At 57.5% G+C, this 26722-nt stretch carries 29 protein-coding genes; 17 read left to right on the forward strand and 12 right to left on the reverse strand.

The features are described from left to right. Positions 1 to 32: 32 nt before the first annotated feature. Genes murA through SCT_RS06465 form a run of 11 tightly spaced genes read right to left on the reverse strand, consistent with a single transcriptional unit; the run spans position 33 to position 7165 of the window. Positions 33 to 1286 carry a UDP-N-acetylglucosamine 1-carboxyvinyltransferase gene (gene murA / locus SCT_RS06415; protein ID WP_059420578.1) on the reverse strand — a complete coding sequence of 418 codons (1254 nt, stop codon included), beginning with the start codon at positions 1284 to 1286 and terminating at the stop codon, positions 33 to 35. A 3-nt stretch (positions 1287 to 1289) separates the two neighbouring features. Continuing rightward, a complete protein-coding gene (grxD, locus tag SCT_RS06420; RefSeq protein ID WP_059420582.1) occupies positions 1290 to 1613 on the reverse strand; it encodes a Grx4 family monothiol glutaredoxin in 324 nt (107 codons plus the stop codon). Positions 1614 to 1630: 17 nt separating this feature from the next. Further along, a complete protein-coding gene (locus SCT_RS06425) occupies positions 1631 to 1870 on the reverse strand; it encodes a BolA family protein (protein ID WP_059420584.1) in 240 nt (79 codons plus the stop codon). A gap of 1 nt (position 1871) precedes the next feature. Continuing rightward, entirely contained in the window at positions 1872 to 2627 is a 756-nt protein-coding gene (locus SCT_RS06430; RefSeq protein ID WP_059420587.1) for an ABC transporter permease, read from the reverse strand. Further along, positions 2624 to 3541, reverse strand: coding sequence for an ABC transporter ATP-binding protein (locus SCT_RS06435; protein ID WP_059420592.1), 918 nt, complete (start codon positions 3539 to 3541; stop codon positions 2624 to 2626). The genes SCT_RS06430 and SCT_RS06435 overlap by 4 nt, the downstream gene beginning before the upstream one ends. Before the next feature lie 14 nt (positions 3542 to 3555). After that, complete coding sequence (locus tag SCT_RS06440; protein ID WP_059420596.1) at positions 3556 to 3846, reverse strand: lipid asymmetry maintenance protein MlaB; 291 nt, start codon at positions 3844 to 3846, stop codon at positions 3556 to 3558. Positions 3847 to 3864: 18 nt separating this feature from the next. After that, the gene (locus SCT_RS06445) at positions 3865 to 4497 is read right to left on the reverse strand and encodes a phospholipid-binding protein MlaC (protein WP_059420599.1); all 633 of its coding nucleotides are present in this window, start codon (positions 4495 to 4497) and stop codon (positions 3865 to 3867) included. Between the two features lie 17 nt (positions 4498 to 4514). Beyond that, positions 4515 to 5024, reverse strand: a complete 510-nt coding sequence (gene mlaD / locus SCT_RS06450) for an outer membrane lipid asymmetry maintenance protein MlaD (RefSeq protein WP_059420602.1) — start codon at positions 5022 to 5024, stop codon at positions 4515 to 4517. A 4-nt stretch (positions 5025 to 5028) separates the two neighbouring features. Continuing rightward, entirely contained in the window at positions 5029 to 5826 is a 798-nt protein-coding gene (gene mlaE / locus SCT_RS06455; protein ID WP_059420606.1) for a lipid asymmetry maintenance ABC transporter permease subunit MlaE, read from the reverse strand. Further along, complete coding sequence (locus SCT_RS06460; RefSeq protein ID WP_059420610.1) at positions 5816 to 6637, reverse strand: ABC transporter ATP-binding protein; 822 nt, start codon at positions 6635 to 6637, stop codon at positions 5816 to 5818. Before SCT_RS06460 ends, mlaE begins: the two co-directional genes overlap by 11 nt. A 60-nt stretch (positions 6638 to 6697) precedes the next feature. Further along, positions 6698 to 7165: a hypothetical protein gene (locus SCT_RS06465; protein ID WP_059420615.1), complete on the reverse strand. Its 468-nt coding sequence runs from the start codon at positions 7163 to 7165 to the stop codon at positions 6698 to 6700. Between the two features lie 41 nt (positions 7166 to 7206). Between SCT_RS06465 and SCT_RS06470 the strand changes: the two genes are divergently transcribed. The 17 genes from SCT_RS06470 to SCT_RS06550 all read left to right on the forward strand — a co-directional run bounded on the left by SCT_RS06470 (position 7207) and on the right by SCT_RS06550 (position 24646). Next, entirely contained in the window at positions 7207 to 7923 is a 717-nt protein-coding gene (locus SCT_RS06470; protein WP_059420618.1) for an ABC transporter ATP-binding protein, read from the forward strand. A 69-nt stretch (positions 7924 to 7992) separates the two neighbouring features. Further along, positions 7993 to 9393, forward strand: coding sequence for an AAA family ATPase (locus SCT_RS06475; protein WP_059420620.1), 1401 nt, complete (start codon positions 7993 to 7995; stop codon positions 9391 to 9393). Between the two features lie 86 nt (positions 9394 to 9479). Continuing rightward, positions 9480 to 11312, forward strand: coding sequence for a pilus (MSHA type) biogenesis protein MshL (gene mshL / locus SCT_RS06480; RefSeq protein WP_059420622.1), 1833 nt, complete (start codon positions 9480 to 9482; stop codon positions 11310 to 11312). Beyond that, a complete protein-coding gene (locus tag SCT_RS06485) occupies positions 11309 to 12787 on the forward strand; it encodes a tetratricopeptide repeat protein (RefSeq protein WP_059420624.1) in 1479 nt (492 codons plus the stop codon). The genes mshL and SCT_RS06485 overlap by 4 nt, the downstream gene beginning before the upstream one ends. Before the next feature lie 2 nt (positions 12788 to 12789). Then, on the forward strand, positions 12790 to 14520 hold the full coding sequence (locus SCT_RS06490; RefSeq protein WP_059420626.1) for a GspE/PulE family protein: 1731 nt from the start codon (positions 12790 to 12792) through the stop codon (positions 14518 to 14520). A gap of 9 nt (positions 14521 to 14529) precedes the next feature. Further along, positions 14530 to 15735, forward strand: coding sequence for a type II secretion system F family protein (locus SCT_RS06495; RefSeq protein ID WP_059420627.1), 1206 nt, complete (start codon positions 14530 to 14532; stop codon positions 15733 to 15735). Positions 15736 to 15748: 13 nt separating this feature from the next. Further along, complete coding sequence (locus SCT_RS06500) at positions 15749 to 17338, forward strand: hypothetical protein (protein WP_059420629.1); 1590 nt, start codon at positions 15749 to 15751, stop codon at positions 17336 to 17338. 2 nt (positions 17339 to 17340) lie between these two features. Then, a complete protein-coding gene (locus tag SCT_RS06505; RefSeq protein ID WP_059420631.1) occupies positions 17341 to 18018 on the forward strand; it encodes a hypothetical protein in 678 nt (225 codons plus the stop codon). A 12-nt stretch (positions 18019 to 18030) separates the two neighbouring features. After that, positions 18031 to 18507 carry a hypothetical protein gene (locus tag SCT_RS06510; protein WP_059420633.1) on the forward strand — a complete coding sequence of 159 codons (477 nt, stop codon included), beginning with the start codon at positions 18031 to 18033 and terminating at the stop codon, positions 18505 to 18507. Positions 18508 to 18523: 16 nt separating this feature from the next. After that, positions 18524 to 19684, forward strand: coding sequence for a hypothetical protein (locus SCT_RS06515; RefSeq protein WP_059420635.1), 1161 nt, complete (start codon positions 18524 to 18526; stop codon positions 19682 to 19684). A gap of 32 nt (positions 19685 to 19716) precedes the next feature. Next, on the forward strand, positions 19717 to 20427 hold the full coding sequence (locus SCT_RS06520; protein ID WP_059420638.1) for a prepilin-type N-terminal cleavage/methylation domain-containing protein: 711 nt from the start codon (positions 19717 to 19719) through the stop codon (positions 20425 to 20427). A gap of 3 nt (positions 20428 to 20430) precedes the next feature. Continuing rightward, positions 20431 to 20640: a hypothetical protein gene (locus SCT_RS06525; RefSeq protein WP_059420642.1), complete on the forward strand. Its 210-nt coding sequence runs from the start codon at positions 20431 to 20433 to the stop codon at positions 20638 to 20640. Positions 20641 to 20642: 2 nt separating this feature from the next. Beyond that, positions 20643 to 21410, forward strand: a complete 768-nt coding sequence (locus tag SCT_RS06530) for a hypothetical protein (protein ID WP_059420645.1) — start codon at positions 20643 to 20645, stop codon at positions 21408 to 21410. A gap of 1 nt (position 21411) precedes the next feature. Beyond that, positions 21412 to 22122 (forward strand): hypothetical protein, encoded by a 711-nt coding sequence (locus tag SCT_RS06535; RefSeq protein ID WP_059420647.1) that lies wholly within the window; start codon positions 21412 to 21414, stop codon positions 22120 to 22122. Then, positions 22122 to 22733, forward strand: coding sequence for a response regulator (locus SCT_RS06540; protein ID WP_059420649.1), 612 nt, complete (start codon positions 22122 to 22124; stop codon positions 22731 to 22733). Before SCT_RS06535 ends, SCT_RS06540 begins: the two co-directional genes overlap by 1 nt. Continuing rightward, positions 22726 to 23832 carry a HAMP domain-containing sensor histidine kinase gene (locus tag SCT_RS06545; protein WP_059420652.1) on the forward strand — a complete coding sequence of 369 codons (1107 nt, stop codon included), beginning with the start codon at positions 22726 to 22728 and terminating at the stop codon, positions 23830 to 23832. The genes SCT_RS06540 and SCT_RS06545 overlap by 8 nt, the downstream gene beginning before the upstream one ends. Before the next feature lie 145 nt (positions 23833 to 23977). Next, positions 23978 to 24646: a prepilin-type N-terminal cleavage/methylation domain-containing protein gene (locus tag SCT_RS06550; RefSeq protein ID WP_059420655.1), complete on the forward strand. Its 669-nt coding sequence runs from the start codon at positions 23978 to 23980 to the stop codon at positions 24644 to 24646. A 90-nt stretch (positions 24647 to 24736) separates the two neighbouring features. On the opposite strand, the gene SCT_RS06555 is transcribed toward SCT_RS06550, so the two are convergent. Then, positions 24737 to 26707, reverse strand: coding sequence for a monovalent cation:proton antiporter family protein (locus tag SCT_RS06555; protein WP_059420658.1), 1971 nt, complete (start codon positions 26705 to 26707; stop codon positions 24737 to 24739). Positions 26708 to 26722: the final 15 nt, after the last annotated feature.

The following is a 26722-nucleotide window of genomic DNA, read 5'->3' on the forward strand; positions in this document are numbered from 1 at the left end:
TCCTCCGCGTCCTCCGCGGTGAAAAAACAAATTTAATGCACCCGCTTGATCCGCGCCCCGAGCTGAGACAGCTTCTCCTCGATGCACTCGTAGCCGCGGTCGATGTGGTAGATCCGCTCGACGCTGGTTTCGCCCTGAGCGATCAGGCCGGCCACGACCAAGCTCGCCGAAGCGCGCAGGTCGGTCGCCATCACGATGGCGCCGCTTAAAGTGGACACACCCCGCACCACGGCGGTATTACCTTCGGTTTCGATGTTCGCACCCAGGCGCTGTAATTCCTGCACATGCATGAAGCGGTTTTCAAAAATGGTTTCGGTAACGGTGGCTGCACCATTCGCCACAGCATTCAGCGCCATGAACTGCGCCTGCATGTCGGTGGGGAAAGCCGGATAAGGGGCGGTGCGTACGTTCACGGATTTAAGAGGTCCGCCCATTTCCAGGCTGATGGTATCCGCTCCGCATTCGATACGTGCACCGGCCTCACGCAGTTTTTCCAGCACGGCATCGAGGATGTCCGGGCGCACATCCTTGAGCAGTATTTTGCCGCCGGTGGCAGCAGCAGCCACCAGAAAAGTCCCGGCTTCAATCCGATCCGGCATTACCCGGTAGTCCGCACCGTGCAAACGGTCGACGCCATGTACGGTGATCACGTCACTGCCGGCATTCTCGATTTTTGCGCCCATGGCGATCAGGCAGTTCGCCAGATCCACCACTTCCGGCTCGCGTGCGGCATTTTCCAGCACCGTCGTGCCTTCAGCCAGCGTCGCCGCCATCATCAGGTTTTCCGTGCCGGTAACGGTGACGGTATCCATGAAAATCCGCGCGCCCTTGAGTCGCTCTGCGCGCGCCAGGATGTAACCGTGCTCGATCTCGATTTCCGCACCCATCGCTTGCAGGCCCTTGATGTGCAAATCCACCGGACGAGATCCGATGGCACAACCACCCGGCAGGGACACCCGCGCTTGCCCGCAGCGGGCCAGCATCGGCCCCAGCACCAGGATAGAAGCACGCATGGTTTTCACCAACTCGTAGGGAGCCACCAGATTGTGCAGCTTGCGCGCAACAATCTCTACCCCCATGCGGTCGTTGACCGACACTTCCGCCCCCATCTGGTTGAGCAATTCGAGCATGGTCGTGACATCGCGTAAATGAGGCACGTTAGCGATGTGAAGCGGCTCTTCCGTCAGCAATGCAGCGCAAAGTATCGGCAAGGCCGCATTTTTAGCTCCGGAAATGCGAATTTCCCCGGACAGGGGAATCCCGCCCTGAATGACCAGCTTGTCCATGAGTTAAGCCTTAGCGCTTTCCACCAGCTTCTGCATCTCACCCTTCTCGTACAAATCTTTCATGATATCGGACCCGCCAATCAACTCCCCTTTGATATAGAGCTGAGGGAAAGTCGGCCAATTGGCATAATACTTCAGATTTTCATAGACTTCCGCGTCAGCCAGTACATTGACCGAAACATATTCGGTCACGCCGCAGGCCTTCAGTACCTGGGCTGCAAGCCCGGAAAACCCGCACTGCGGGAACTGCGGGGTGCCTTTCATGTAAAGCACGATCGGGTTCTCGGTCACGGTTTTACGAATGTTGTTCAATGCGTTCTGATCCATATCCACTCCAATAAATATTAAATTTGCTTCGCCCACTCTTCGGGGCTAAAAGTCTTCATCGATAACGCATGAACTTCTTCATGCATCCTGTCGCCCAACGCCTGGTAGACAAGCTGGTGCTGCTGCACCATCCCCTTGCCCTCAAAAGCTGGGCTGACGATTACCGCCTCAAAATGACGACCATCGCCTTGTACCTCTATATGGGTACACTCCAGGCCTTGTTCAATATATGTTTTAACGTTTTCAGGTGTGGGCATGTCAATTCCGTAATTTATAACCGCTCTTGAGTAGAGCCAAAGTTGCTAATGATAATGCCAAAAAGCAGGTGCCGACAATCAATAACCCCAATTCAGGAGAAACATCCGAGACGCCGAAGAAGCCATAACGGAACCCGTCGATCAGATAGAAAAACGGGTTGTAATGCGACAACGCCTGCCAGAAAGGCGGCAGGGAGTGGATCGAGTAGAACACCCCGGACAGGAAAGTCAGCGGCATGATAATGAAATTTTGCACCGCCGCCATCTGATCGTAACCGCTCGCCCACAGCGCCGTGATGATGCCCATGGCCCCCAGCATGGCGCAACCCGCCAGCGCGAATGCCATCATCCACAGGGGATGAGCCAGTGTCACCGGCGTAAACCACAACCCGGCCAGCCCCACCCCGACGCCAACCACCAGACCCCGCACGATGGCAGCAGCCACGTAGGCGGCAAAAAATTCCCAGTAGGCCAGCGGCGGCAGCAACAGGAACACGACATTGCCTGACATTTTCGACTGAATCAGGCTGGAAGAGCTATTGGCAAAAGCGTTCTGCAGCATGGACATCATCACCAAACCCGGAACCAGGAAGGCGGTATAACCGACACCCGGATAAACCTGCACATGAGATTCCAATACATGGGAAAAAATCAGCAGGTAGAGCAATGTCGTCACCAACGGCGACAAAATGGTCTGCAGGCCGACCTTCCAGAAACGCAGCAGCTCCTTGTAAAAAAGCGTCCACAGGCCAGTCATCTTGCTGCTTCCTTGCCAGCTTGGCCCATGATCCGCAAAAACACCTCCTCCAGATCCGGCTTCGACACCTCGAGCACATCCACCACCACGCTTGCCTCACGCAGGGTTGCCAGCACGACCTCCAATCCACTGTAGTCATTCAGCACCAGATTAAAGCAACCCGCTTTCTCTGCGGCCAGCAGCGGCCGCAACACGTCGGGCAACCGGTTCGGATTGAGCTTGAGTCTAACCTGGACTGCCGCATGGGCGCTGAGCAGGTTATGCGTGGTGTCGAGCGCGATGACCTGCCCCTCCTTCAGCATGGCGATACGACTGCACAGGGTTTCCGCCTCTTCCAGGTAATGAGTGGTGAGCACGATGGTGTGACCGTCGCGGTTCAGACGCCGGATAAACTCCCACAAATTCTGGCGCAGTTCCACGTCCACCCCAGCCGTCGGTTCGTCGAGCACGATCACCGGCGGCTTGTGCACCAGTGCCTGAGCCACCAGCACGCGCCGTTTCATGCCGCCGGACAGCAGGCGGGTGTAGATGTCGGCCTTGTCGGTCAGACCCAGGTTGTGGAGCAGTTCATCGATCCAGACATCGTTCTTGCGCTGGCCGAAATAGCCGGACTGAAAGCGCAGCATTTCACGCACGGTGAAGAAGGCGTCGTAGACCAGCTCCTGAGGCACCACGCCAAGGGCGCGTCGCGCATCGCGGTAGTCGGCCACCACGTCGTAGCCCATCACCCTGCTGCAGCCTTGCGTCGCACGGGAAAGCCCGGCCAGGATGTTGATCAGGGTGGTTTTTCCGGCGCCGTTGGGGCCGAGCAAGGCGAAAAACTCGCCCTGTTCCACCGTCAGATCCACGCCGCGCAGGGCATGTAGACTACCGAAGCGCTTATGCACTTCGCGAATTTCGATCGCGGGGGTCACGGCTGGATAAGGGCTCAGCCAGCTTCGGCCGGCTGGATTAAATCGAGTACGCTGTACAGGGTCGCCAGACTCTTCAGATTATCGGGAAGGTTGATGAAGCTGAGTTTGCGTTGATTGCGCTGGGCCTCGCGCAACCACTCCAGCACCAGACTGATGGCAGAGGAATCCACTTCCTCCAGCTGAGACAAATCCACCACCTGGCCATCGCCGACGAACAGCTTCAAACCTTCCGACAACACAGCGTTGGCGTTGGCGATGGTGATCCGGCCTTGAATCCTGAAGTTGTCGCCGTCCGGTACGATCATATCCACACAGTATCCGATTCAGCCTTTGGTACTCGAAGTTTCGGCCTGGTGATTCTTGTCGACCAGAACCTTGATCAGGCCGTCGATGCCGGACTGACGAATCTCGCTGGCGAATGAGCCGCGGTAATTGGTGACCAGGCTGATATTGTCCACCACCACATCGTAGACCTTCCAGCCGTCAGCATTTTTCTGCAAGCTGTAGTCGATGGGAATAGGCTGTCCGCCGGGCTGCCTGACCACGGTCTTCACCGTGACATCGGTGTCCTCGGGCTGCATCCTCAGCGGCTTGTAGTCAATAATCTGGTTTTTATAAGTGCTCAGTGAAGTGGAATAAGTACGCACCAGCAAGGCCCGGAACTCCTTCACCAGCGCATCCTGTTGCGCCGGTGTGGCCTGACGCCAGGATTTCCCCACTGCAAGCTGGGTCATGCGCTTGAAATCAAAATGGGGCAGCACCTTGGCATCAACCAGAGCGTAGATCTTCTGCTTGTTCCCCGACTGGATGTCCTTATCCTTCTTGACGATCTCCAGTACATCCTGGGACGTCTCCTTGACCAGCGCATCCGGCGCCATTTCAGCCGCGACCACAGTTGCCGTAGCAAAAAAGAATGTCATCACAAGGAACAGGGTATGGCAAAACAATTTTTTCATAATGCGCTCCAAAACAATTATTGTACTACGGCTTTTTTGTTGCCGCCTTGGGCTGACTTTTTGTCGCCACCATCATCAGCCGCTTTGCTGAAAAGGACCTGGCCGATCAACTGCTCCAACACCATTGCCGACTGGGTCAGCTTGAATTTATCGCCGTTTTTCAGATTTGCCTCGTCCCCCCCGGCTTCCAGGCCGATGTACTGCTCTCCCAACAGGCCGGAAGTCAGGATAGCTGCGCTGGTATCCTTGGGAAACTGGTAGTTTTTACTGAGACGAATTTCCACATTAGCCTGGAAGGTCTTATTGTCAAACTGGATGTTCGATACCCGGCCGACGACCACACCGGAGCTTTTCACCGGAGCCTTGATTTTGAGTCCGCCGATGTTGTCGAATTCGCCGTATACCTGATAGGTTTCAGATCCATCATAGCCACTGAGATTCCCCACCTTGAAAGCCAGAATCAGCAACGCGATGAGTCCGCCCACCACGAAGGCGCCCACCCACATATCCAGTGTCGTCCGCTCCATAAACCTACACTCCCCGAAACATGAATACCGTTAAAATAAAATCCAGGCCCAACACCGCCAGTGCCGACGTCACCACGGTACGCGTGGTGGCGTGTGATACGCCCTCCGCCGTGGGCGGTGCATCATAACCCTCGAACAACGCAATCGCAGTCACCGCAATGCCGAACGTGACACTCTTGATCACACCGTTCACAATGTCTTGTCTGAAATCAACCGCCGCCTGCATTTGAGACCAGAACGATCCCTCGTCCACCCCGATCAGCACCACCCCGACCAGGTAGCCGCCGAACACGCCGACGGCGGAAAACATCGCAGCCAGCAACGGCATGGAGATCACTCCGGCCCAGAAGCGCGGCGCCACCACACGTGAGATGGGATCGACCGCCATCATCTCCATCGCGGCAATCTGCTCGGTCGCTTTCATCAGGCCGATCTCGGCGGTAATGGCTGAACCGGCACGGCTGGCGAACAGCAGGGCGGCCAGCACCGGCCCCAACTCGCGCACCAGCGACAGCGCCACCAGCGAGCCCAGCGCCGATTCGGAACCATATTTCTGCAGGGTTTCGTAACCCTGCAGCCCTAACACCATACCGACGAACAGGCCGGAAACCAGGATAATGATCAGCGACATCACACCGCTGAAATAGATCTCGCGGATGGTCAGGTGAAAACGACGGAAGCTTGCGCCGGAACTGATCAGCGTCATCAGAAAGAAGCGGCTGGCGAATCCCAGGCGCCACACGCCATTGACCACCGTACTCCCGATGCTACGCAAACCGAAACCGACTTTTCTATGCGGCATAAGAGCTCTGAGCCTCCAACAACAAATCTTTCCTGTAAGGCGGGCTGGGATAATGGAAGGATACCGGCCCGTCAATCTCGCCCCACACGAACTGATGCACGAACGGCAGCTTGCTCGCCTTGATATCGTCAGCGGAGCCTTCCGCGACGACCACCCCGTCCGCCATGAAATACACGTAGTCCACAATCTTCAGAGATTCCTGAATGTCGTGAGTCACGATGATTGAAGTTGCCCCCAAGGCATCATTCAGATGCCGGATCAGGTTGCCGATCACCGACAGCGAAATCGGATCGAGACCGGCAAACGGCTCATCGTACATCATCAACATCGGATCCAGGGCAATCGCCCGCGCCAGGGCCACACGCCGCGCCATACCCCCTGACAACTCGGACGGCATCAGCTTGTGCGCACCGCGCAGACCCACGGCATGGAGCTTCATCATGACCAGATCTCGGATCACGGTTTCAGGCAAATCGGTATGCTCGCGCATCTGAAAAGCCACATTCTCGTAAACGGAAAGGTCGGTAAACAGCGCCCCGAACTGGAACAGCATGCCCATCTTGCGGCGCATTTTGTATAGCTCTTCCTTATCCAGCCCGCCCACTTCCTTCCCCGCAACCTTGACACTGCCGGTAGTGGGCTTGAGCGCCCCGCCGATCAGGCGCAGCGTAGTGGTCTTGCCGCAGCCGGATAGCCCCATGATGGCGACGAGCTTGCCCCGGGGGATCTTCATATTGATCCCCTTCAAGATTAGACGCTTACCGTAAGTGAAGTTTAGATCGCTGATTTCAACCAGATTTTCAGCAGGCACGGGAATTTGTTCTTAAATATGCGAAGCACGTATTCTAAACCAGCTTGACCCGGGCAACAATCATAACCCCATTATCTCCAGCAGAGTCTTCACCTGATTCATCGCAGCCAGATCGTGATCGCGACTAATCAGATAGACCGGCCCCGTACTCTCGGCAAGCTTTTTCAGATCACCCGCCAAACGTTTCAGATCAAGCTTGCCTTCCAGCCAGACCACTTGTCCGCCGAACGGATCGATACGCGGCGCCAGCACCTCCAGCCTGGCCCTGTCGCCATCCGATAATCCGGCCGGATTGGGTTCGAGCACGAAACGAAACCGCGCCAGGGTATCCTCCACCAAGGCATTCAGGGTTTGCAGATCGAGGCCAGACCATTCTCCATAAGCCAGATAAACACAGGGGAAGGCGGTGTTGTAAAAAGTCAGACGCCATTCCGGCGGCATCCCATCCGGGTAGAAGCACCCCTCCCATTGCGGATGCTCCCAGCCCGCGCTGCCTATATAAAACGAGTGATTTGCTGATTTTTCCATCGGCTGGCATTATACCAAGTCATTATCATTTCAGCCTTGCCATGCAGCCACCAGCCCTTCAATTTCAGCACGTCACCAAGCGCTACGGGGCAACCCAGGTTCTGGGCGACCTCGATCTCGAAATTAGTAACGGCGAATTTTTCGGGCTAGTCGGTATGAACGGTGCCGGCAAAACCACGCTGATCAAATGCCTGCTCGATTTTTGTGCGCTTGACGGCGGCAGCATCGAAATTTTCGGCGTCAGCCATCGCCAGACCGAGGCGCGCAACACCCTGGCATTCCTGCCTGAACGCTTCATGCCACCGTATTACCTCACCGGCCAGGATTTTCTAAAATACATGCTGAAGCTGCAATCCCGGCTCTACGACCCGCTAGATGCAGCGACGATACTGAGCGCGCTCGACCTGGATATTTCCGCATTGAACCGGCCCGTGCGCGCCTACTCCAAGGGGATGACACAGAAACTCGGGCTGGCGGCCTGTTTTCTGGCAAGCAAGGAACTCTATGTACTTGACGAACCAATGAGCGGCCTCGACCCTAAGGCGCGCGCGTTGCTCAAAGCTCACCTGCAGGAAATGCGCACGGCCGGCCGCACGCTATTCTTCAGCTCTCATGCCCTGGCGGACGTTGAGGAAATCTGCGACCGCATGGCCATCCTGCATGATGGGGAAATCCGCTTTATCGGACCCCCTGCCGCCTGCTGCCGCCTGTATGGGACGAGCACACTGGAACAGGCTTACCTGAAGTGCATTGGTTAAAGATTTTCCCTGTTCGGCTGTAATGGTTTTGTGGCACAATAATTCAATACCTTATCCGGCTCATTCTGAATGTATCTAGACCACTTCGGCCTAAACCAATCCCCATTCAAGATCACTCCGAACACCGAGTTTTTCTATACTGGTGGCAACCGGGGCGCCATTCTGGACGCGCTACTCTATGCCATCACCCACGGCGAAGGCATCGTCAAAGTCACCGGCGAGATCGGCAGCGGCAAAACCATGCTATGCCGGATGCTGGAGAGCATACTGCCGGACAATGTGGAAGCGATCTACCTGGCCAACCCCAGCCTGAACCGGGACGAGGTGTTCCACGCCATCGCCGGCGAACTGGGCCTCGCCACCGAAGGCAAACGTGGCGGCGAAATCATGCGCCTGATGCAGAATTGCCTGATCGAAAAACACGCCGCCAGCAAGCAGGTGGTGCTGCTGGTCGAGGAGGCTCAGGCCATGCCCCTCGACACCCTGGAAGAAATCCGCCTGCTGTCCAACCTGGAAACCGCCCACCACAAGCTGCTGCAAATCGTCCTGTTCGGACAGCCCGAACTGGACGATCACCTCAACCTGCCGCAAATGCGCCAACTCAAGGAACGCATCACCCACGGTTTCAAGGTGCCGCCGCTCGACCAGAAGGACATCCCGGAATACCTGATGTTCCGCATGCGTGCAGCCGGGTACCACGGGCCAAACGTCTTCAGTACCGGCGCCATCAAACTGATCACCTCCGCCTCACAGGGCATCACGCGGCGCATCAACGTACTTGCCGACAAGGCGCTGTTGGCTGCGTTCTCGGAAAACACCCACAACATCCTGCCCAAGCACACCAAGGCTGCGATCGAGGACAGTGAATTCGCGCCGTCTGCCAGCACCGGGGTTCTAAAGGTTCTAAAAAAAATTGGCATCGCCGCCACTCTGATCGGCCTTGGCATTGCGGTCGGCGCAGGCTGGCAGCATCTGGCCGGCAACCAAACCCGTCAACACGAAGCGACAGCATCCGCGCCACAGCCGGTTACAGCAACTGACCCTCAACCGGCTCCAGCCCCTGTCGCCCAGGTGAATCCGGCGCCGGCAACCAACACTGCTGCGGCGCAACAGAATGCCGCACCTGCTCCCGCCAGCCTGTTGCAGCAACGTCTTGACGCCACGCTAGCCTGGCTAGCCAATACCGATGGCGGGTATTACACGGTGCAGCTGATGCTGACAGACAGCGATGCCATAGCCAAATTGGAGCAGATTCTCGGAAAAATCAGTCGCGAGACTGGTCTCGGGCAGATATACGTCTACCCCACCAGCATTACTGCCAAGCACCAATTTGGCATTACCCTGGGCAGTTTTTCAACACGCAATGAGGCGCAGGCATCAATCGAAAAACTGCCCCGCGATTACAAAACCAACAGGCCAATGCTGCGTACGGTTAAAGGTATCAGGGATGAAATGGCCAGACAGAAATAGGGTCGGCAGCCATTTGTCAATATTTAGAATTAAAAAACATTCATAACCTATTGATTGTTAAAATACCTAGTGGTAACCTTTCGCGCATGAAGAACACCTTGCTTGCTCTTACCAGTTGCCTGCTACTTGTCGCCTGCGGCACGCAACCGATCACGCCGTCAGCCGGCCACATCAAAGATGAACCGCGCGCCGCCGGCAACATCCCGAAACCGGTGCAGCAGGCCGCGCCACTGCCACCGCCTAAAGCCACCCTCAAGGCGGAAACCTACAGTGTCGTCGTAAACAATGTACCGGTGCAGGAACTGCTGTTCGCGCTGGCGCGCGACGCCAGAGTCAATGTCGATGTTCACCCCGGAATCGAAGGCAGTGTCACGCTCAACGCGCTCAATCAGACTCTGCCACAGTTGCTCACCCGCATCGCCAAACAGGTGGATATGCGCTACGAACTGGACGGTCCGAACCTGGTAGTGATGCCGGATACCCCTTTCCTGCGCAACTACAAGGTGGATTACCTCAACATGTCGCGGGATGCCACCAGCAACGTCAGTATCGCCACCCAGATCTCCACCACCGGCACCGGGACTGGCGCCGCAGGCGGCGGCACGGGCAACAACAATTCCACCACCTCCGTCACCAACAAATCCAACAACCGCTTCTGGGACACCCTGGTACAAAACATCAAGGACATCCTGCGGGAAACAGACAAAGTCCTTCCCGAAGGCTCTTCCGAAACCACCACGGAACAGGCCGGCAACCAGAGCACCTCCGGCACGGGCGCCGCCGCGACGGCGCGGCAGGCTAGCAGCCGCAACAGTGCAACGCCGACCAATCTGGCCGGCAGCCCCAATCCAGCCATGCTGGTTACCGACAACACCACCGTGACCCGGCGCACCACCTTCCGCGAGGCCGCTTCAGTCATCGCCAACCCTGAAAACGGCCTTCTCAGCGTGCGCGCCACTGGCCGCCAGCATGAAAAAATTCGGGAATTCATCGACCAGATCATGGCCAGCGCCAGGCGCCAGGTACTGATCGAGGCAACGGTTGTCGAGGTCAGGCTTTCCGACCAGTATCAACAAGGCATCAACTGGTCCAGCCTGCGCAATGACAGTACCGGCTTCAACCTCACTCAAGGCCGGATCGGCACCCTGCCGTCGGGCGTTAATCCCGGCGTCACTCCTGGAATTTTTACGCTCGGCTACGCCAACCCGAACTCGGTAATCGGCAATATCGCCGCCACCATCCAGCTTCTGGAATCTTTCGGCAATGTCAAAGTGCTGTCCAGCCCGAAGATTAGCGTACTGAACAATCAAACGGCTCTGCTCAAGGTAGTGGACAACAAAGTTTACTTCACCATCGGTGTGACCATCACCCCAGCCACCGCGACCAGCGCACAGCTAATTGTTTACACCACCACCGTCAATACCGTGCCGGTAGGGTTCGTGATGAGCGTCACCCCCCAGATCGACGATACAGACACGGTGACCCTCAACGTGAGGCCCACCATTTCCCGGATCACCGGCTACGTTAACGACCCCAGCCCGCCTCTCGCCGATGCCGGCGTGATAAGCCCGATTCCTGAAATCCAGACACGTGAAATGGAATCCATCCTCAAGGTAAGCAGCGGCCAGGTGGCGGTCATGGGCGGACTGATGCAGGACTCCGTCGACAACCTCAAGGACGCCATTCCCGGTTTATCCAAGCTACCCTTGATCGGCGGCGCCTTTTCCTACCGTAACGAAACCAGCACCAAATCCGAGCTGGTGATCTTCCTGCGCCCGATCGTTGTCAAGGAGGCGAGCCTGGACGGTGATTTCAAGGCCTATCGCAACTTCCTGCCCAATAAAGACACGCTCAAGGATCAAAGTGACGCAGAGAATCCCCTGAGTGAATCAGCCAAAATGGAAGCCGCTCGGCCATGAGCCTGCTAATGGAAGCGCTGAAAAAGGCTGAGCGCGCCAAACAGGGGCAAACGTTTCCAAACGCAGAGCATCCCGATGGTTCAGCGGAGACCCCAGATTCGGTCGCAGCACCAAGCCCTGGGCTTTCCCTGCTTCCCCGGGAAGAGGTTACAGGGCAGGTCGGCGCGACCGGCACCAGCGATTTTTCATCGATCAGCACCGCTCACGACGCCCCTCCCATCATGCCGGATTTGGTGCCCCTGCCAACCGCAGGTAGCTCCACCACTCCGGCCCACGCCGAGCCGGTTACACAATGCCTGGAACTCACCCTAACCGAGCCGTCGCCCCCCAGGGAAGTTCCCGTGAGCCTGACGTCCATGGCGGCACCAGTCGCCGAACCAGAGGCCCAGCCACTGGCGGCGGCAAGCTCCAAACCCAGCGCCAGCATTCCGCCTGCACGCCATGTTGAGGTTCCCAACAATGCACCGTCACAAGACGTCAGGAAGATAGCCGCGGAGCAGCAGAAGGCCAAAACTGTCTTCACCGCCAAGCAACCCGCCCGCAGCCGGACCCTGCTGCTCGCCGGCATCGCTGCGGCAGTCGTACTCGGCTTGGTCGGCTTCGGGGTTTACTACTGGCAAATCACATCAACCAGCACCATGCTTCTCCCCGCCAGCACACCCCAACCAACCAACACCGCTGCGCCAACCATCCCTGTCGATGCAGGAGCGCCGCAGCAGCAACCAAGCACACTTGTCGCGTCAGCACAGAATTCCATCGACAAGTCAGCACCCGTGTCGGCACAGGCCAGTCCTCCTGCGGCACCCGCCGAATATGTTCCAGCGCGGGCAGAATCTCATAGTGGATCAGAGCCCTTCAAGGAAAATCCGGCCATCCGAATCCGACAAAGCGCGGCCACCAGCCAACTCAACCCGACTCTCGGCAAGGCCTATCAATCCTTCCTCTCCGGCGACACCGGAACGGCGCAGCAACTGTACCGTAAGGTACTGCAACAGGAACCGAATAACCGCGATGGATTGCTGGGCATGGCGGCCATCGCATTGAAACAGAAGCAGGCCGGCCAGGCAGCAGCCTATTATGGCAAACTGATCGAGCTCGACCCGGCAGACCCTGAAGCACTGTCAGGGTTAATCGGTCTGCAAGGGCAATCCGACCCGGCACAAAGCGAAAGCCGTTTAAAGAAGATTCTGATGCAAAACCCGCAGGCTGACGCGGCCCACTTTGCCTTAGGGAATCTGTACACCCAGCAATCGCGCTGGGCAGAGGCCCAACAATCCTATTTCCGCGCCTACAGCAGCGCACCCGGCAACGCCGACTATGCCTTCAACCTCGCCGTCAGCCTCGATCATCTGAACCAGGGCAAGCTGGCGCTCGACTATTACCAGCGCGCCCTGGCCCAGACTGGCCCGGCAAACTTCGACAAATCCTCAGCTCAGATTCGCATCAAGGAACTGCTGCAACCGGCAGGCAACTAGCCATGGCCGAACAACCGAAGCTTCCCTTAGGCAAACTGCTGGTTCTGAAGGGCGTTATCAGCGACGACCAGTTACGCATTGCCCTGCTCGAACAAAAGCATTCCAGCCTGCCGCTGGGAAAACTGCTCACCAATCTCGGCTTCGTCACCGAAGCCACGGTGCGCGAGGCGCTAAGCGAAAACCTGAATCAGCAGAGCGCGGATTTGTCTCACATGGTGGTGGACCACTCCTCGCTCAAGCTCATTTCCAAGGATATCGCCAAGCGTTACCGCGTCTTCCCGCTGGACTTCGACAAGCAAAGTCTCACGCTGAAGCTGGCGATGTCCGACACCAACAATATCGTCGCACTCGACCAGATCCGCGCCATGCTCGGCAAAGAGGTCATCGTCACCCCGATCCTAGCCGGCGATTCGGAAATCATGCGGGCGATCGACCAGTATTTCGGCTTCGAACTGTCGATTGACGGCATCCTGCACGAAATTGAAACCGGGGAAATCGATTACCAGAGCCTGCAAACCGTTTCCGACGAATACAGCCAGCCGCTGGTACGTCTGATCGATGCCCTGCTCGCCGATGCGGTACAGCATGGCGCCTCTGACATCCACTTCGAGCCGGAGCAGTTTTTTCTGCGTATCCGTTACCGTATCGACGGCGTGCTGCGCCAGATCCGCAGCCTGCACAAAACTTACTGGGCCGCCATGGCAGTGCGCCTCAAGGTAATGAGCAGCATGAATATCGCCGAAACACGCGCGCCTCAGGACGGACGAATTTCCATCACTTTTTCAGGACGCGCGATCGACTTCCGCGTCTCAGCCCAGCCCACTGCGCATGGCGAAAACATCGTGCTGCGTATCCTCGACCGGCAAAAAGGTATCGTGGCCCTGGACAAACTCGGTCTGGAGGAAAATGAGCTGACGCTGCTCAAGCTCATGCTGGCCCGACCGGATGGCATCATCCTGGTAACCGGGCCGACTGGCAGCGGGAAAACCACCACCCTGTATTCCATCCTGAATCACATCAACACCGAAAGCGTCAACATCATGACGCTGGAAGATCCCGTTGAATATCCGATGAACATGATCCGCCAGACCTCGGTCAACGAAGCGGCAAAAATGGACTTCGCCAACGGCATCCGGTCGATGATGCGGCAGGATCCGGATGTCATCCTGATCGGCGAGATCCGCGACGCGGATACGGCGGAAATGGCTTTCCGCGCCGCTATGACGGGCCACCAGGTATATTCCACCCTGCACACCAACTCGGCAATCGGGGCGATTCCGCGGCTGCTGGATATCGGTGTGCTGCCCGACATTATTGCTGGCAATATTATCGGCATTGTTGCCCAGCGCCTGATGCGCAAACTCTGTCCCCATTGCAAGCAGCCGTACCAGCCAGAAATAATGGAAGGCCGTCTACTCGGGCTCGAAGCCAATAAACTGAACATCACCATTTACCAGGCGACCGGGTGTGAGCAGTGTAACTACCAGGGCTACAAAGGACGCATTGCGATCATGGAGCTGCTCAAACTGGACTCGGATCTGGATGAGTTAATTGCAAAGCGTGCGCCTACTATCGAAATCAGAACCATGGCCTTGTCCAAAGGCTTCATTACCTTGGCAGAAGACGGCATCCGCCGCGTACTGGATGGATCCACCTCGCTCGAGGAAGTTGCACGCGTAGTGGATCTGACCGACAAAGTCAGAAGTTTCACTCGCAGTCGATCCAACCAATAAGATCACACGATGACCCAATTTGTTTATCAGGCCATGGATGCCGAAGGCAAACTCCTCCGCGGCAACATGGACGCATCCAACCTCTCAGATCTGGAACTGCGCCTGAAGCGCATGGAACTGGATCTGATCGATTGCAAGGCAATGGAGCAAAAAGCACTAGCTTTTCGCAAGCGCCCGATAAAGCGCGCGGACCTGATCAATTTCTGCTTCTACATGGAACAGTTGAGCGGCGCCGGTGTCCCGATGCTGGAAACCTTGGCCGACCTGCGCGACAGCCTCGACCACCCGCGCTTCCGCGAAATCGTCGCCGACCTGATCGAAAGCATCGAAGGCGGGCTGCAACTTTCACAGGCGATGGCAAAGCATCCCGACACCTTCGACTCAACTTTCATCAGCCTGATTGCGGCAGGCGAACACAGCGGCAAAATCGCCGAAGTATTCCTCAACCTGACCGAGACCCTGAAATGGCAGGACGAGCTTGCCTCGCAGACCAAAAAACTGCTGATGTACCCGGCTTTCGTCGGCACCATCGTGCTCGGCGTCACCTTCTTCCTGATGATCTACCTGGTTCCGCAGCTCACCAGTTTCATCAAGAACATGGGGCAGGAACTGCCATTTCATACCAAGGCGCTGATTTTCGTCTCCGGCATCTTCGTCAATTACTGGTACGTGATCCTCGCCATTCCATTGCTGACATGGGCAGGCGCCACATTCATGATCAGAACCAATCCGCGCGCACGCTACAAGGCCGATGATTACACGCTACGTGTGTGGATGATAGGGCCTATCCTGCATAAAATCATTCTTGCCCGCTTCGCCACGTTTTTCGCGCTGATGTACGCATCGGGCGTCACCATTCTCGAATGTATCCGGCTGTCAGAGCAGATCGTCGCCAACAAGGTCATCGAAGCTGGCCTGCACCGGGCCGGGCTGCTCATTTCCGAGGGGCAGAGCGTCACCACCAGCTTTCAGACTGTCGGCATTTTCCCACCTCTGGTCGTGCGCATGCTCAAGGTCGGCGAAAGCACCGGCTCCCTGGACAAGGCGCTACGCAATGTCAGCTATTTCTACAACCGCGAAGTCAAGGAATCGATCGAGAAAGTGCAAACCATGATCGAGCCCATCATGACCGTCATTCTCGGCGCCATTCTCGGCTGGATCATGCTGTCCGTGCTCGGCCCGATTTACGATACCATCAGCAAAATCAAGACCTGATGAGATTTCGAGAATGAGCCTATTCCGCAGACAGCTGCTGTATCTGACCAATGACCAGATCACCGCCTACCAGTGGGTGAGGGGTAGCCATTCAGTCGGCCGCAGCTTCCCTAACGACGAGACCGGCTGGGACGCCTTTTCCCGCCATCTTGCCGGATCGCAAGACACCCCGACGTACCTTTTGGCCGACCTGATTGAGGAAGATTTTCAACTCGACAGCTTGCCTCATGTACTGGGCAGATCCCGGCGAGCACTTGTCCAGCGCCGTCTCGGCCAGCTTTACCGCGACACTCCCTACCGGCAAGCCATCCAGCAGGGCCGGGAAGAACATGGGCGCAAGGACGACCGGATGTTGTTCAGCGCCCTGACCAACGTAGGACTTCTGAAACCCTGGCTGGGTGCGATCCTTGAGCAGAAAGTGCCGCTTACCGGCATTTATTCCCCTGCGCTGTTGAGCGCCACCCTGATCAAGAAACTTGGCCTTGCCAGCGACAATCTGCTGTTGGTCACACACCAGTCCAGTGGTTTGCGTCAAAGTTTTTTTCAGGGATCCGCGCTCAAGTTCAGCCGCCTGACGCCCTTGGCCGACCACCATCCGGATACCGTTGCCGACACAACCGCGCGTGAAACGGCCAATACTCAGCAATTTCTGGCAAGCGCCCGCCTGCTGCAGCGTGGCGTAATTCTGGACACCGTGATCCTGGCGCATGGGGAAAGCTTGGCGCGACTCCAGGCGGCATGCTCGGACACGCCGGCCATGGCTCACCGCTTCCTCGACCTGACCGATGTCGCCACCCAGCTCGGACTAAAAAACCCCGGCTCCGTTTCGCGATCCGACCCGCTTTTTTTGTCACTGCTCGGCCATGCCGTCCCATCCAGCCATTATGCGCAGGCAGAACAAACCCGCTGTTACAGCCTGTGGCAAGCACGGCTCGTCCTCTACATCCTGAGTGCCGGCACCGTTATGGGTGCGCTGTTATCGGCGGGAGCGAACAGCCTGGATTCCCTGAATCATTATCAGCAAAGTCAACAAATGGCCATGGAAACCAATGTAGCCCAATCACAATACCGGGCCGCAATCCGTAGCCTGCCACCCACCACGGCTAGCCCGCAAAACATGAAGGCTGCCGTCAACATTGAGCAGATGATTTTCCGCAACGCGCCGTCCCCCGCGCAACTACTCGGCATCGTCAGCCGCGCGCTCGACACCCTACCGCAAATCCGGATCGACCAGTTGAATTGGGCGGTCAGCGCAAAGGCCGAAACCGCAGTCAATTCTGCCGACTCTCAGCAGCCCCCGCCTGCCCCAAGTGCTCAAGGACCAGCACCTGATGCCGCGGTGATCGGTATCCCCAAAAAACCTAACCAGGTACTCCTGTTAGAAGGTGAAGTGACGCCATTCGGAAACGACTACCGCACCGCGCTGGAAAGCGTGCGCCTGCTTGCCGCCGAGCTCGGCAAGAACAAACAACTACAAGTGGAAATCACACGCCAGCCACTTGACATCAAACCATCCGTCATTTTGTCGGGGAATACCGGGGCCGAAGAATCAGGCACAAAAGCCCGATTCATATTGAAACTGACATTGCGGCCGGAAAGCTGAACATGGCCCAAAACAAATCCAATCTCAAACAGGATCCGGCCAAGGATAAAAACGTACCCGCCGAACGTTCTTTCATGAAGAACGATTTTCCGCTCATCCGAAAAGCACTCATCGTCCTCATCGCAAGCCTGTTGTTAAGCGCCGCACTGGTCAGCGCCGGAAGAGCCGTCCTGACCGAGCAGCAAAACGGCAAGAATCAGGCCCAAGCACAGCGCAACGAGGCCAACAACAAATACCGCCAAGCAGAAATCGACAAGCAGGAAATTCAGGATTATCAGCCCAAATTCATAACTTTACGCGAACGAGGTTTCGTCGGAGAAGAAAGGCGTCTGGACTGGATCGAACATATCAAGCACATCAGGGAAAACCGCAAACTATTTCCGATCACCTACGAAATTTCTGCCCAGCAGGTTTTTCAGGTCGATCCGGAGGTTACACTCGGCGATCTGGATCTGCGCGGCAGCAAAATGAAGCTTCAGATGGACCTCATGCACGAAGGGGATCTGCTCAACTTCCTGGATGATTTGAAGCACAAAGGGTTTTATACTGTCCAGGAATGCACGATTAAACGGGCCGGCCTGGACCCTGAAAGCGCGCATTTGCCGCTAGCCGCAGAGTGCGTCATTTATTGGCTAACCCTTGGCGAACGGGCTGACAACCCGGAACCCACCCCTCAATAAAGGCGGACAAACATGGCACGCCTGATGTTACTGCTAATGATCGCTTTCCTGCCTGGACATGGCGTCTGCGCCGGCAATGAGCTTTCGCGAGGGAATCCTGGCCCGCTCACGGCCGAAGCCCCTGCAGAATCATACAAGATCGGCCGATTGTTTTTCAGCCCCGACGAGCGAGCCATGCTGGACCAGCTACGGCAAAAAAGGGGCGGGAGCACCTTCAGCGCGACTGAACAAATCACCCTGAATGGAATCGTCCGGCGTAGCAGCGGGAAAACCACCGCCTGGATCAACCAGTTACCGCAAAACGAAAACGAGAATCCGCAAGGAGTGACCGTATTGAAGACGTCGCCCAAAACATCTGTTACTCCCCTGCTGCTGCCGTCCGGAAAAAAGGTCAACTTAAAGGCCGGTCAAACGCTGGACATCACCAAAGGCAAGGTGCGCGAGGGCTACGAAGAAGCAGTCTCCCCATCCGCCGAACCCGACCGATAAGCGTAGAAAAACCGCCATGCCGAAACGCCTCCTTCCCGCTTACCCAACCCGACATAAACGCCAGCGCGGCTCAGCCATCCTGATCATCCTGACTATTATCGGTATCGGTGCGGCATTCCTGTTGGTCAGTGCGCTCAACAAGGCGAGCAGCCAAATCGGGCGGGACAAGGTTACCTCAGCCGCGCTGGCCCAGGCAAAGGAGGCTCTCATCAGTTTCGCAGCGACCAGCGCCACCCTTCCGGGCAGCCTACCTTGCCCTGACACCAACAATGATGGTTCTGGTGACAACACGGGCACAAACTGCACCGCCTACATCGGCAGGCTACCCTGGAAGCAATTGAAATTACCGGACCTGCGTGACGGCAGTGGCGAATGCCTGTGGTATGCCCTTTCGCCGGTGTTTCGCAATGTCCTACCGGCAGCGAGTCGTAGTCCTGCATCAAATTCGCTGAACAACACCACTGCCGGGCAGCTCACCGTTTCCGACACCTCAGGCATCCCGCTGCCTACTCCTCCTAATCCTGTCATTGCCGTGATTTTTTCTACCGGAACGTCACTCCCCGGCCAGAACAGGGCGGCTGTCGGCGCCACAATTTGTGGTGGAAATAATACCGCCGCCAACTATCTGGATACGGCAGCAGGCATCAGCAATGCAACCGGAGGGGGAACCGGGACCTCGTTCATTGCCGCCGATGCCTCCAGCACATTCAACGACAAGCTGATTTACATTACCGCCAGCCAATTCTTTCCATCAGTCAACAACCGGGTCGTAGCAGAAATACGGGGATTGAGCCAACCACCGACCAGTGGGTTACGGATGTTCTACAACACACCTACCAACCACTATTACCCCTGCGCTGCCAACGCGGGCAGCGCAGGGTCGCAGGTAACTACTCCGACATGCCTGACTTCCGGATTGATTCCATTTTCAGTTTTGTCTTTTGGTAGTTCCACATTAACCTGGCTAACGAATAACAACTGGTTTTCCCTGACCAGTTACGCCGTGGCGCCCAATTTCATGTCGGGCACTCTTTACCCACAGCTATGTGGTGCAGGGGGTGCAGGCTGCCTGACTGTAAACAGCTATGTCAATTCCCAAGCACAAGTTACAGTAGGGGGAATTTCAGCAATCGTCTGCACTATCAATGGCATGGTCACTTCTTGTCCTTACCCCTAGCCAGCATGACCCTTGTGAACAAGGATATATCGATGAAAGTACCCAACGGCTTCACTCTGGTCGAGATGGCTATCGTGCTGGTCATCGTCGGCCTATTGCTCGGCGGCCTGCTGATGCCGCTTTCCGCCCAAGTGGAACAACAAAGAATCAGCACCACGCAAAAAGCGCTGGATGAAATCAAGGAAGCCTTGATCGGCTACGCCTCAAACCAAACTCCGCCGCATCTTCCTTGCCCTGACAAAACCACTGCCGCCGGGCCGGGAACGGCGAATGACGGAGTGGAAGATTTCACACCTGCAACCGGAATTTGTGTTACTTCTGAAGGCAACATCCCTTGGGCCACCCTAGGTGTATCCGATGTGGACGCATGGGGAAGCCGGATTCACTATAGCGTCACACCGGCCTTTTCCAGCCGTTCCCCGGCGGCGACATTTTCCCTTGCCTCAACCGGCACACTAAACGTCTGCCAAACCTCCGCCTGCACCACAACGATCGCAACTCTTGTGCCTGTGGTCATCCTTTCCTATGGGAAAAACGGTTACGGCGCCATCAACACCGCAGGCAGCACCAACCCCGCGCCAACGAGCGCTGACGAGCTTGCGAATACTGACTTAAACATTAGCTTCGTCAGCCGCGCCCCATCAGCAAGTGGCTCCCCCGCCGGAGAATTTGACGATATCGTTACCTGGCTGTCCACCGGCTTGCTGGATAACCGCATGATTTCCGCCCAGAAGCTCCCCTAAACCATGACCGAAAAACAAGCCCCCGAACGGTACAAACTGTCTGTCCGGCGTATTGTTTTTTTCACCGGTATTGCGCTCATCCTGATAGGCTATGGATTTCTCTCCGTGCCGCCCGATGCCGGCCCGGACGTTGCAGAAGAACGTGCATTCAAGGGGCTGGGTCTGGTCGTAGCTGGCGCCGCCTTGTGGCTGGGCTCCCTTTTAAATAGTTAAGCATGCTCAGACAAGCCCGCACTATCGCCTTCTACACCCTGCTCGAAGCCCTGCGCAACCGCCTGATGTGGCTAGTGGGGCTGGTCGCCATAACCAGCATCGCCATCAGCGGATTCCTGCACGAGATCGCCATCACCGAGAGCGGCCAGATCCAGGTGGCCCTGCTAGCCGCTTTTCTGCGCTTTTCGGCGGTGTTCCTGCTCGCCACTTTCGTGGTGACCAGCATGGTCCGCGAATTCAACGACAAGGGGCTGGAGCTGCTTCTGGCGCTGCCGCTGCCGCGCGCCGGTTACCTGCTCGGCAAGCTGGCTGGGTTCGCTACCCTTGCATTGATGCCCGCTCTACTCTTTGGCCTGCTCACGGTTTTTTTCACACCCCTAGCGCAAACCGCGTTGTGGACCCTGTCCCTGATCTGCGAATTGTGGATTGTCGCCGCATTCAGCCTGCTGTGCGTCCTCACCTTCAACCAGATCATGGCTGCGCTCAGCGCCAGCATGGCGTTCTACTTGCTGGCACGCTCCATCGCCGCCCTCCAGCTGATCGGACAAGGCCCCCTGAGCGAGCACACCTTGTCGCAGCAGGTAATCAATTTCGTCATCAACGTCATCGCCATGCTGCTGCCGCACCTGGATGCGTTCACCCGCACTGAATGGCTGGTTTACCACACGGGCAATTTGGCCGATCTGCTACCGCTGCTGGCGCAAACCGCCGTTTACCTGGCACTGCTGACAGGCGCAGCGCTGTTTGACCTGTACCGCAAGAATTTTTAGCATGCGCGAACGCCCGATCGACGCCGTGCCCAGGTCCGCCCTGATGATATTGGCATTGGGACTGATTCTACAAATCACCTGGCATGCCAGCCAGCTGCAGCGCCTTGCCAAGGCAGAAGACCTGCCGCAGCCGCCCTCCCTGTCCGCCTTGCGAATCGCCAGCTTCGGCGAGCCGATCGCGCTCGCCAAGGCGCTGATGCTCTACCTTCAGGCCTTCAACAACCAGCCCGGCATCAGCATCCCGTTCCGCAAACTGGACTATGGCCGGGTGCAAAGCTGGCTGGACCGGGTTCTGCAGCTCGATCCGCCGGGCCAATACCCGCTGCTCGCGGCCAGCCGCCTGTATGGCGAAGTAGCAGATGAAACCCGGCAGCGGCAGATGCTGGAATTCGTCTACCAGCGGTTTTTCGACGACCCCAACCGCCGCTGGCCCTGGTTGGCGCATGCCGCCGTAACTGCCAAGCACCACCTCAAGGATCTGCCACTGGCACGCAAATACGCCCAGGCCATCCGCCTCAACGCCACCGGCAGCGAAGTGCCCAGTTGGGCGAAGCAGATGGAAGTGTTCATCCTGGAAGACATGGACGAACTGGAAAGCGCCAAGGTGCTGATCGGCGGCCTGCTGCAAAGCGGCCAGATCAGCGATGCGCACGAAATCCACTTCCTCGAGGAACGACTCAAGGAAATGGAAGCGAAGGCAAAACCAAGATAATGGCAAATCAGAACAAAATCCTGCTGGTGGAAGATGACCTTGCCCTGCGTACCATGCTGCGCGGCATTCTCGAGTTGAATGGCTACAGCGTGGCCGAGGCCGGGCAGCGCAGTGAAGCGCTTGGCCAGTTGCGCGCCGATCCCGCAGTTGAGGTGGTCATTCTCGACTTGGGCCTGCCGCCGTTCACCCACCAGATTACGGAAGGCATCCAGACCCTGAAGCAAATCCAGGCCGAAATCCTGCCGGTGAAGGTCGTCGTGCTCACCGGCCAGGATCAGGAAGCTGCTGCGCTCGAAGCAATCCGGGAAGGCGCATTCGACTTTCTAGCCAAGCCGGCCTCGGCGGAAACCATACTTGGCGCAGTCAGGCGTGCCCAGCTGTTCCAGCAAAAAGAGCTGGAACTGAACCGTGAAGGGATCACGCGCATCAATCTCAACGTCCAGGTCAGCGAAGGCATGAAAGGTGTGCGTAGCGATGCGGAAGAACGGCTGGTGCGGCAGGTGCTGAAGGAAACCGGCTTCAATGTCTACCAGAGCGCCAAGCGTCTGGGCGTGAAGCGCGAGAACATCTACTACTTTATGAAAAAATTCGGTATCCAGCGGGATGATTGAGCAGATCTACCCCTACCTGATCCTGATCGGCAGCACCATCGGCGCGGTGATGTTCTACCTCTGGCGCCAGGCTCGCCGCGTCAGCAAGCTCAATCTTGCCCTGATCCGGCTTAACGAGCAGCACCAGTTTGACACCCCTGCCTTCCTGCGCGCCGCCTGGGAACCCCTTTCCCGGGCCGGATTGCAGGGCATATCCTGGAGGCTAGACTGGTTCGGCATCCCGGTCGAGGGGCAGGCAGGGCAACTTAAAGGGGAGGAAGTCTTCCGGGAAATCCGGGTTCGGGAAATGGCCGTTGCGGTCACGCTCTTCCAGAAAAAACGCCAGGGCGAGCGGCATTATTTCAACGAAAGTCTGATAGAAACTTTTCTGCTGCTGTTACGCACCGACATGTTAATCAAGGCCGGCGCCACCGATGCCAGCCTGGCGCAAATGGCCAAGCTCAACCTGTTCCTGCAGCACGACATGAAAAACATCGCCCAGTTCATCCAGTTTACTGCCGACCACCTGCAAGGCGCACCGGAAGGCAGCGAACAGCAAGTACTGAATTACCTGCGAACCGCCACCCCGCTGATCCGCGAGCGAGCTGACCGCATTGTGCGCACCCTCAAGGGCGGGCAACCCCAGAACAACCCCTTGCGCCCTTACCGCTTGCAGGATGAAATCGAACACCTTTGTGACCTGCACCGTCTGGATTGCGACATCCAGGGCACTGTCGACATGCTTGCGCCGGAACATACCCTCGACAGCGTGCTGGACAACATCCTGAAGAACTATGGCGATTTCTCGCAACCCGAGTATGGCTTGCGGCCATTAGTCCATGTCGGGATTTCAGAAAACGGAAATAGTGTCGATATAACCTTTGAGTCGCAGCAAACGCCGTCCGACATCCCGCTGGAGCGCCTGTTCGAACCTTTCTGGAGCAGCAGCCCGGACGGGCTGGGCATCGGGCTGTATCAGGCCAAGCAGCTGCTTGAAATGCGTGGGGGAAAGCTGGGCGTGCAGCGGAAAGATAACGGGGCGCTGCAATTCCGGATCGCCCTGCCCGGGAAAATCATCAACGAAGGGCACATGCAGCACAAGGGTACTCCGACTTTCTAGGCGCTCTTGTCCTGTGCGACCCGCAGGGGAGTGCAGGGGAAGCGGATGAAAGGTCGTATGTATAAAAAATAGACATATTGTCAAAACTTATTTTCATGTTAGATTCGGTTACACAGCAATGAAGATTTTAATTTAAGGAGGCACCATGCAACACATCAAACGCAATCAATCCGGTTTTACCCTGGTGGAAATCGCCATCGTACTGGTCATCATCGGCCTGCTGCTGGGCGGGGTGCTGAAGGGACAAGAAATAATCGAAAACGCCAAGACCAAGAGCCTTATCAACGATATGAAGGGCGCCGCGGCGGCATTCTACTCCTACCAAGACCGCTACAAGGCTATCCCCGGCGACGATTTGCTGGCAAGCACTCGCTTCACTGGCGCACTCAACGGCAACGGCAACGGCGCCATCGCCGGAACCTATGCGACCCAGGCAGGCTGCTCGGTCGCCAACGAAACCGGCTGCTTCTGGCAACACACTCGCCTCGCCGGCTTTATCACCGGTGATACGGTAACCAACGCTGGCGCGAACCCGGGCAACCACTCCTTGGGCGGATTGCTTGGCGTTCAGGGAACAACCGTGGCCTATGGCTTGGCAGGCCCCAAAGTATGCGCCGGCAGCGTGCCCACCAAAAATGCATCGTCAGTCGATGCGCAACTCGATGACGGCATGCCAGGCACGGGCACATTCCGCGCCAACGCCGGTGCCGCAGGCGCCGTCAACGCTGCCACGGCCGCGGCGCCTGGGGCAGCGGCCACGCCTTACCCGGTCGCCTCCGCCGGGTTGCTGCACACGGTCTGCATGAGCATGTAACCTTTCCGGGCTGCGCAACAGCCCGACCAACCTGTTAACGACGGGCATCTTCGGATGCCCGTTTTGTTTCCGCTCTACGCCTTACGCGGGTTACCCCTGCAGCAATTTGACTTCCGCAGCAGCAAGATTCTCCGGCGCGCCCAGCAGTACCACCACGTCACCCGCCTGCAGCATGGTTTCCGGCTGTGGCTCCAGGGCGCGTATATTGCGCCGCCGTACCGCCGTTACCTGCACCAGCAGGCTGTCCAAGTCCAGATCGGCGAGCGTTTTCCCTACCGCCGCGCCCCCTTCGTGGAGGGCAACGGTATGCAGGCGCGGCTGCACCTTTTCGCTCAATTCGTCATCCTGGTCGGTGGCGCCGTGAAAGAAGCCGCGCAGCAGGCTGTAGCGTGCCTCCCGAACCTGGCGCACGCGCCTGACTACGCGCGACAGCGGCACGCCGAGCAGCATCAGGGTGTGGGAAGCCAGCATCAGGCTGCCTTCCAGCACTTCCGGCACGACTTCCGTGGCACCGGCGTCCCGCAGCTTTTCCAGGTCCGTATCGTCCAGGGTGCGCACGATCACCGGCAGGTCGGGGCGCATCTCATGGGCATGCTGCAGCACCCGCAGCGATGATTTCACGTCGGCATAGGTCACCACCAGCGCCTTGGCGCGATTCAACCCGGCCGCCATCAGCACTTCGCGCCGGCTCGCATCGCCGTAGACGACGCTTTCGCCTGCCACCGCCGCCGCCTTGACGCGCTGTGCATCCTGATCCAGGGCAATGAATGAAATGTTTTCCTGCTCCAGAAAGCGCGCCAGATTCTGCCCGCTGCGCCCATAACCGCAGACGATGACATGCTGTTCGCTGGACGCACTTCGCACTGCGACTTCATGCAATTCGCGGGCGCGGTTTACCCATTCACCGCCGCACACCTTCTGCACGATGGCTTCGCTATATTGAATGATGAATGGCGCCGCCAACATCGACAGCAGCATGGCCGAGAGGCATACCTGCATGACGGACCCGTCAATCAGATGCACGCCTCCGGCCAGGGTCAACAGAACAAAGCCGAATTCCCCTCCCTGGGCCAGCGCCAGTCCGGTGCGAATGGAAACCGAAAGCTCGCTGCCAGAAAAGCGACTCAGGATGCCGATCATCAGTGCCTTGCCAACCACCAGCAGGAACAGCAGCGCCATCACCCAAACGAAATTGTCCGCCACCGCGGAGAGGTCAAGCTGCATGCCGATGGTGACAAAAAACAGGCCTAGCAGTACGTCGCGGAAAGGCTGAATATCGGCCTCCACCTGGTAGCGATATTCGGTCTCTGAAATCAGGATCCCGGCAAGAAAGGCTCCCAGTGCCATCGACAGCCCGGCAAACTCGGTCAGATAGGCGAGGCCGAGGGTCACTAGTAACACGTTGAGCATGAACAGCTCGGAGGTTTTGTGCCCGGCAACGAGATGAAACCACGGGCGCAGGAGGCGCTGACCGAAAACCAGCAACACCGCCAGCAGCACCGCCGCCTTGATGAAGGCTTCCGCCATCGTCCAGCCCAGGTTCTTATCGCCGGCGGCCAGGGCGGGAATCAGCACCAGCAGCGGCACCACCGCCAAGTCCTGGAACAACAGCACACCGACGATTTCGCGGCCGTGACGGGAATGCAGTTCCACCTTCTCGGCCAGCAGCTTGCTGACGATGGCGGTTGAGGACATCGCCAGAATACCGCCCAACGCCACGCCTGCCTGCCAACTCAAGCCCATGAACATGCATGCCGCCAGTATCAGCGCCAAGGTCAGCAGCACCTGCGCACCGCCCAGGCCGAACACGATCCCCTGCATGGCCTTCAATTGCGGCAGACTGAATTCGAGGCCGATGCTGAACATCAGGAATACCACCCCGAATTCGGCCAGGTAGCTGGTTTCACTGCTTACCGGCAACCATCCCAAGGCATGGGGGCCAATCACCATGCCTACCAGCAGGTAAGCGAGCAAGGGCGGCAGGCGCAGCGAGCGAAACAAGGCCACCACCAGCACGGCGGCGGCAAGCAGGATCAGGACGAGTTGCAGGGTATTGTGCATAAAGAATCAGGCAAT

Source organism: Sulfuricella sp. T08 (assembly GCF_000971475.1).
Lineage (GTDB): Bacteria > Pseudomonadota > Gammaproteobacteria > Burkholderiales > Sulfuricellaceae > Sulfuricella.

Excerpts from the sequence above, each read along its gene's own strand:
- murA (WP_059420578.1), bottom strand. The coding sequence starts at position 1,286 with ATGGACAAGCTGGTCATTCAGGGCGGGATTCCCCTGTCCGGGGAAATT.
- grxD (WP_059420582.1), bottom strand. The coding sequence starts at position 1,613 with ATGGATCAGAACGCATTGAACAACATTCGTAAAACCGTGACCGAGAAC.
- SCT_RS06425 (WP_059420584.1), bottom strand. The coding sequence starts at position 1,870 with ATGCCCACACCTGAAAACGTTAAAACATATATTGAACAAGGCCTGGAG.
- SCT_RS06430 (WP_059420587.1), bottom strand. The coding sequence starts at position 2,627 with ATGACTGGCCTGTGGACGCTTTTTTACAAGGAGCTGCTGCGTTTCTGG.
- SCT_RS06440 (WP_059420596.1), bottom strand. The coding sequence starts at position 3,846 with ATGATCGTACCGGACGGCGACAACTTCAGGATTCAAGGCCGGATCACC.
- SCT_RS06445 (WP_059420599.1), bottom strand. The coding sequence starts at position 4,497 with ATGAAAAAATTGTTTTGCCATACCCTGTTCCTTGTGATGACATTCTTT.
- mlaD (WP_059420602.1), bottom strand. The coding sequence starts at position 5,024 with ATGGAGCGGACGACACTGGATATGTGGGTGGGCGCCTTCGTGGTGGGC.
- mlaE (WP_059420606.1), bottom strand. The coding sequence starts at position 5,826 with ATGCCGCATAGAAAAGTCGGTTTCGGTTTGCGTAGCATCGGGAGTACG.
- SCT_RS06465 (WP_059420615.1), bottom strand. The coding sequence starts at position 7,165 with ATGGAAAAATCAGCAAATCACTCGTTTTATATAGGCAGCGCGGGCTGG.
- SCT_RS06470 (WP_059420618.1), top strand. The coding sequence starts at position 7,207 with ATGCAGCCACCAGCCCTTCAATTTCAGCACGTCACCAAGCGCTACGGG.
- SCT_RS06475 (WP_059420620.1), top strand. The coding sequence starts at position 7,993 with ATGTATCTAGACCACTTCGGCCTAAACCAATCCCCATTCAAGATCACT.
- mshL (WP_059420622.1), top strand. The coding sequence starts at position 9,480 with ATGAAGAACACCTTGCTTGCTCTTACCAGTTGCCTGCTACTTGTCGCC.
- SCT_RS06485 (WP_059420624.1), top strand. The coding sequence starts at position 11,309 with ATGAGCCTGCTAATGGAAGCGCTGAAAAAGGCTGAGCGCGCCAAACAG.
- SCT_RS06490 (WP_059420626.1), top strand. The coding sequence starts at position 12,790 with ATGGCCGAACAACCGAAGCTTCCCTTAGGCAAACTGCTGGTTCTGAAG.
- SCT_RS06495 (WP_059420627.1), top strand. The coding sequence starts at position 14,530 with ATGACCCAATTTGTTTATCAGGCCATGGATGCCGAAGGCAAACTCCTC.
- SCT_RS06500 (WP_059420629.1), top strand. The coding sequence starts at position 15,749 with ATGAGCCTATTCCGCAGACAGCTGCTGTATCTGACCAATGACCAGATC.
- SCT_RS06505 (WP_059420631.1), top strand. The coding sequence starts at position 17,341 with ATGGCCCAAAACAAATCCAATCTCAAACAGGATCCGGCCAAGGATAAA.
- SCT_RS06510 (WP_059420633.1), top strand. The coding sequence starts at position 18,031 with ATGGCACGCCTGATGTTACTGCTAATGATCGCTTTCCTGCCTGGACAT.
- SCT_RS06515 (WP_059420635.1), top strand. The coding sequence starts at position 18,524 with ATGCCGAAACGCCTCCTTCCCGCTTACCCAACCCGACATAAACGCCAG.
- SCT_RS06520 (WP_059420638.1), top strand. The coding sequence starts at position 19,717 with ATGAAAGTACCCAACGGCTTCACTCTGGTCGAGATGGCTATCGTGCTG.
- SCT_RS06525 (WP_059420642.1), top strand. The coding sequence starts at position 20,431 with ATGACCGAAAAACAAGCCCCCGAACGGTACAAACTGTCTGTCCGGCGT.
- SCT_RS06530 (WP_059420645.1), top strand. The coding sequence starts at position 20,643 with ATGCTCAGACAAGCCCGCACTATCGCCTTCTACACCCTGCTCGAAGCC.
- SCT_RS06535 (WP_059420647.1), top strand. The coding sequence starts at position 21,412 with ATGCGCGAACGCCCGATCGACGCCGTGCCCAGGTCCGCCCTGATGATA.
- SCT_RS06540 (WP_059420649.1), top strand. The coding sequence starts at position 22,122 with ATGGCAAATCAGAACAAAATCCTGCTGGTGGAAGATGACCTTGCCCTG.
- SCT_RS06545 (WP_059420652.1), top strand. The coding sequence starts at position 22,726 with ATGATTGAGCAGATCTACCCCTACCTGATCCTGATCGGCAGCACCATC.
- SCT_RS06550 (WP_059420655.1), top strand. The coding sequence starts at position 23,978 with ATGCAACACATCAAACGCAATCAATCCGGTTTTACCCTGGTGGAAATC.
- SCT_RS06555 (WP_059420658.1), bottom strand. The coding sequence starts at position 26,707 with ATGCACAATACCCTGCAACTCGTCCTGATCCTGCTTGCCGCCGCCGTG.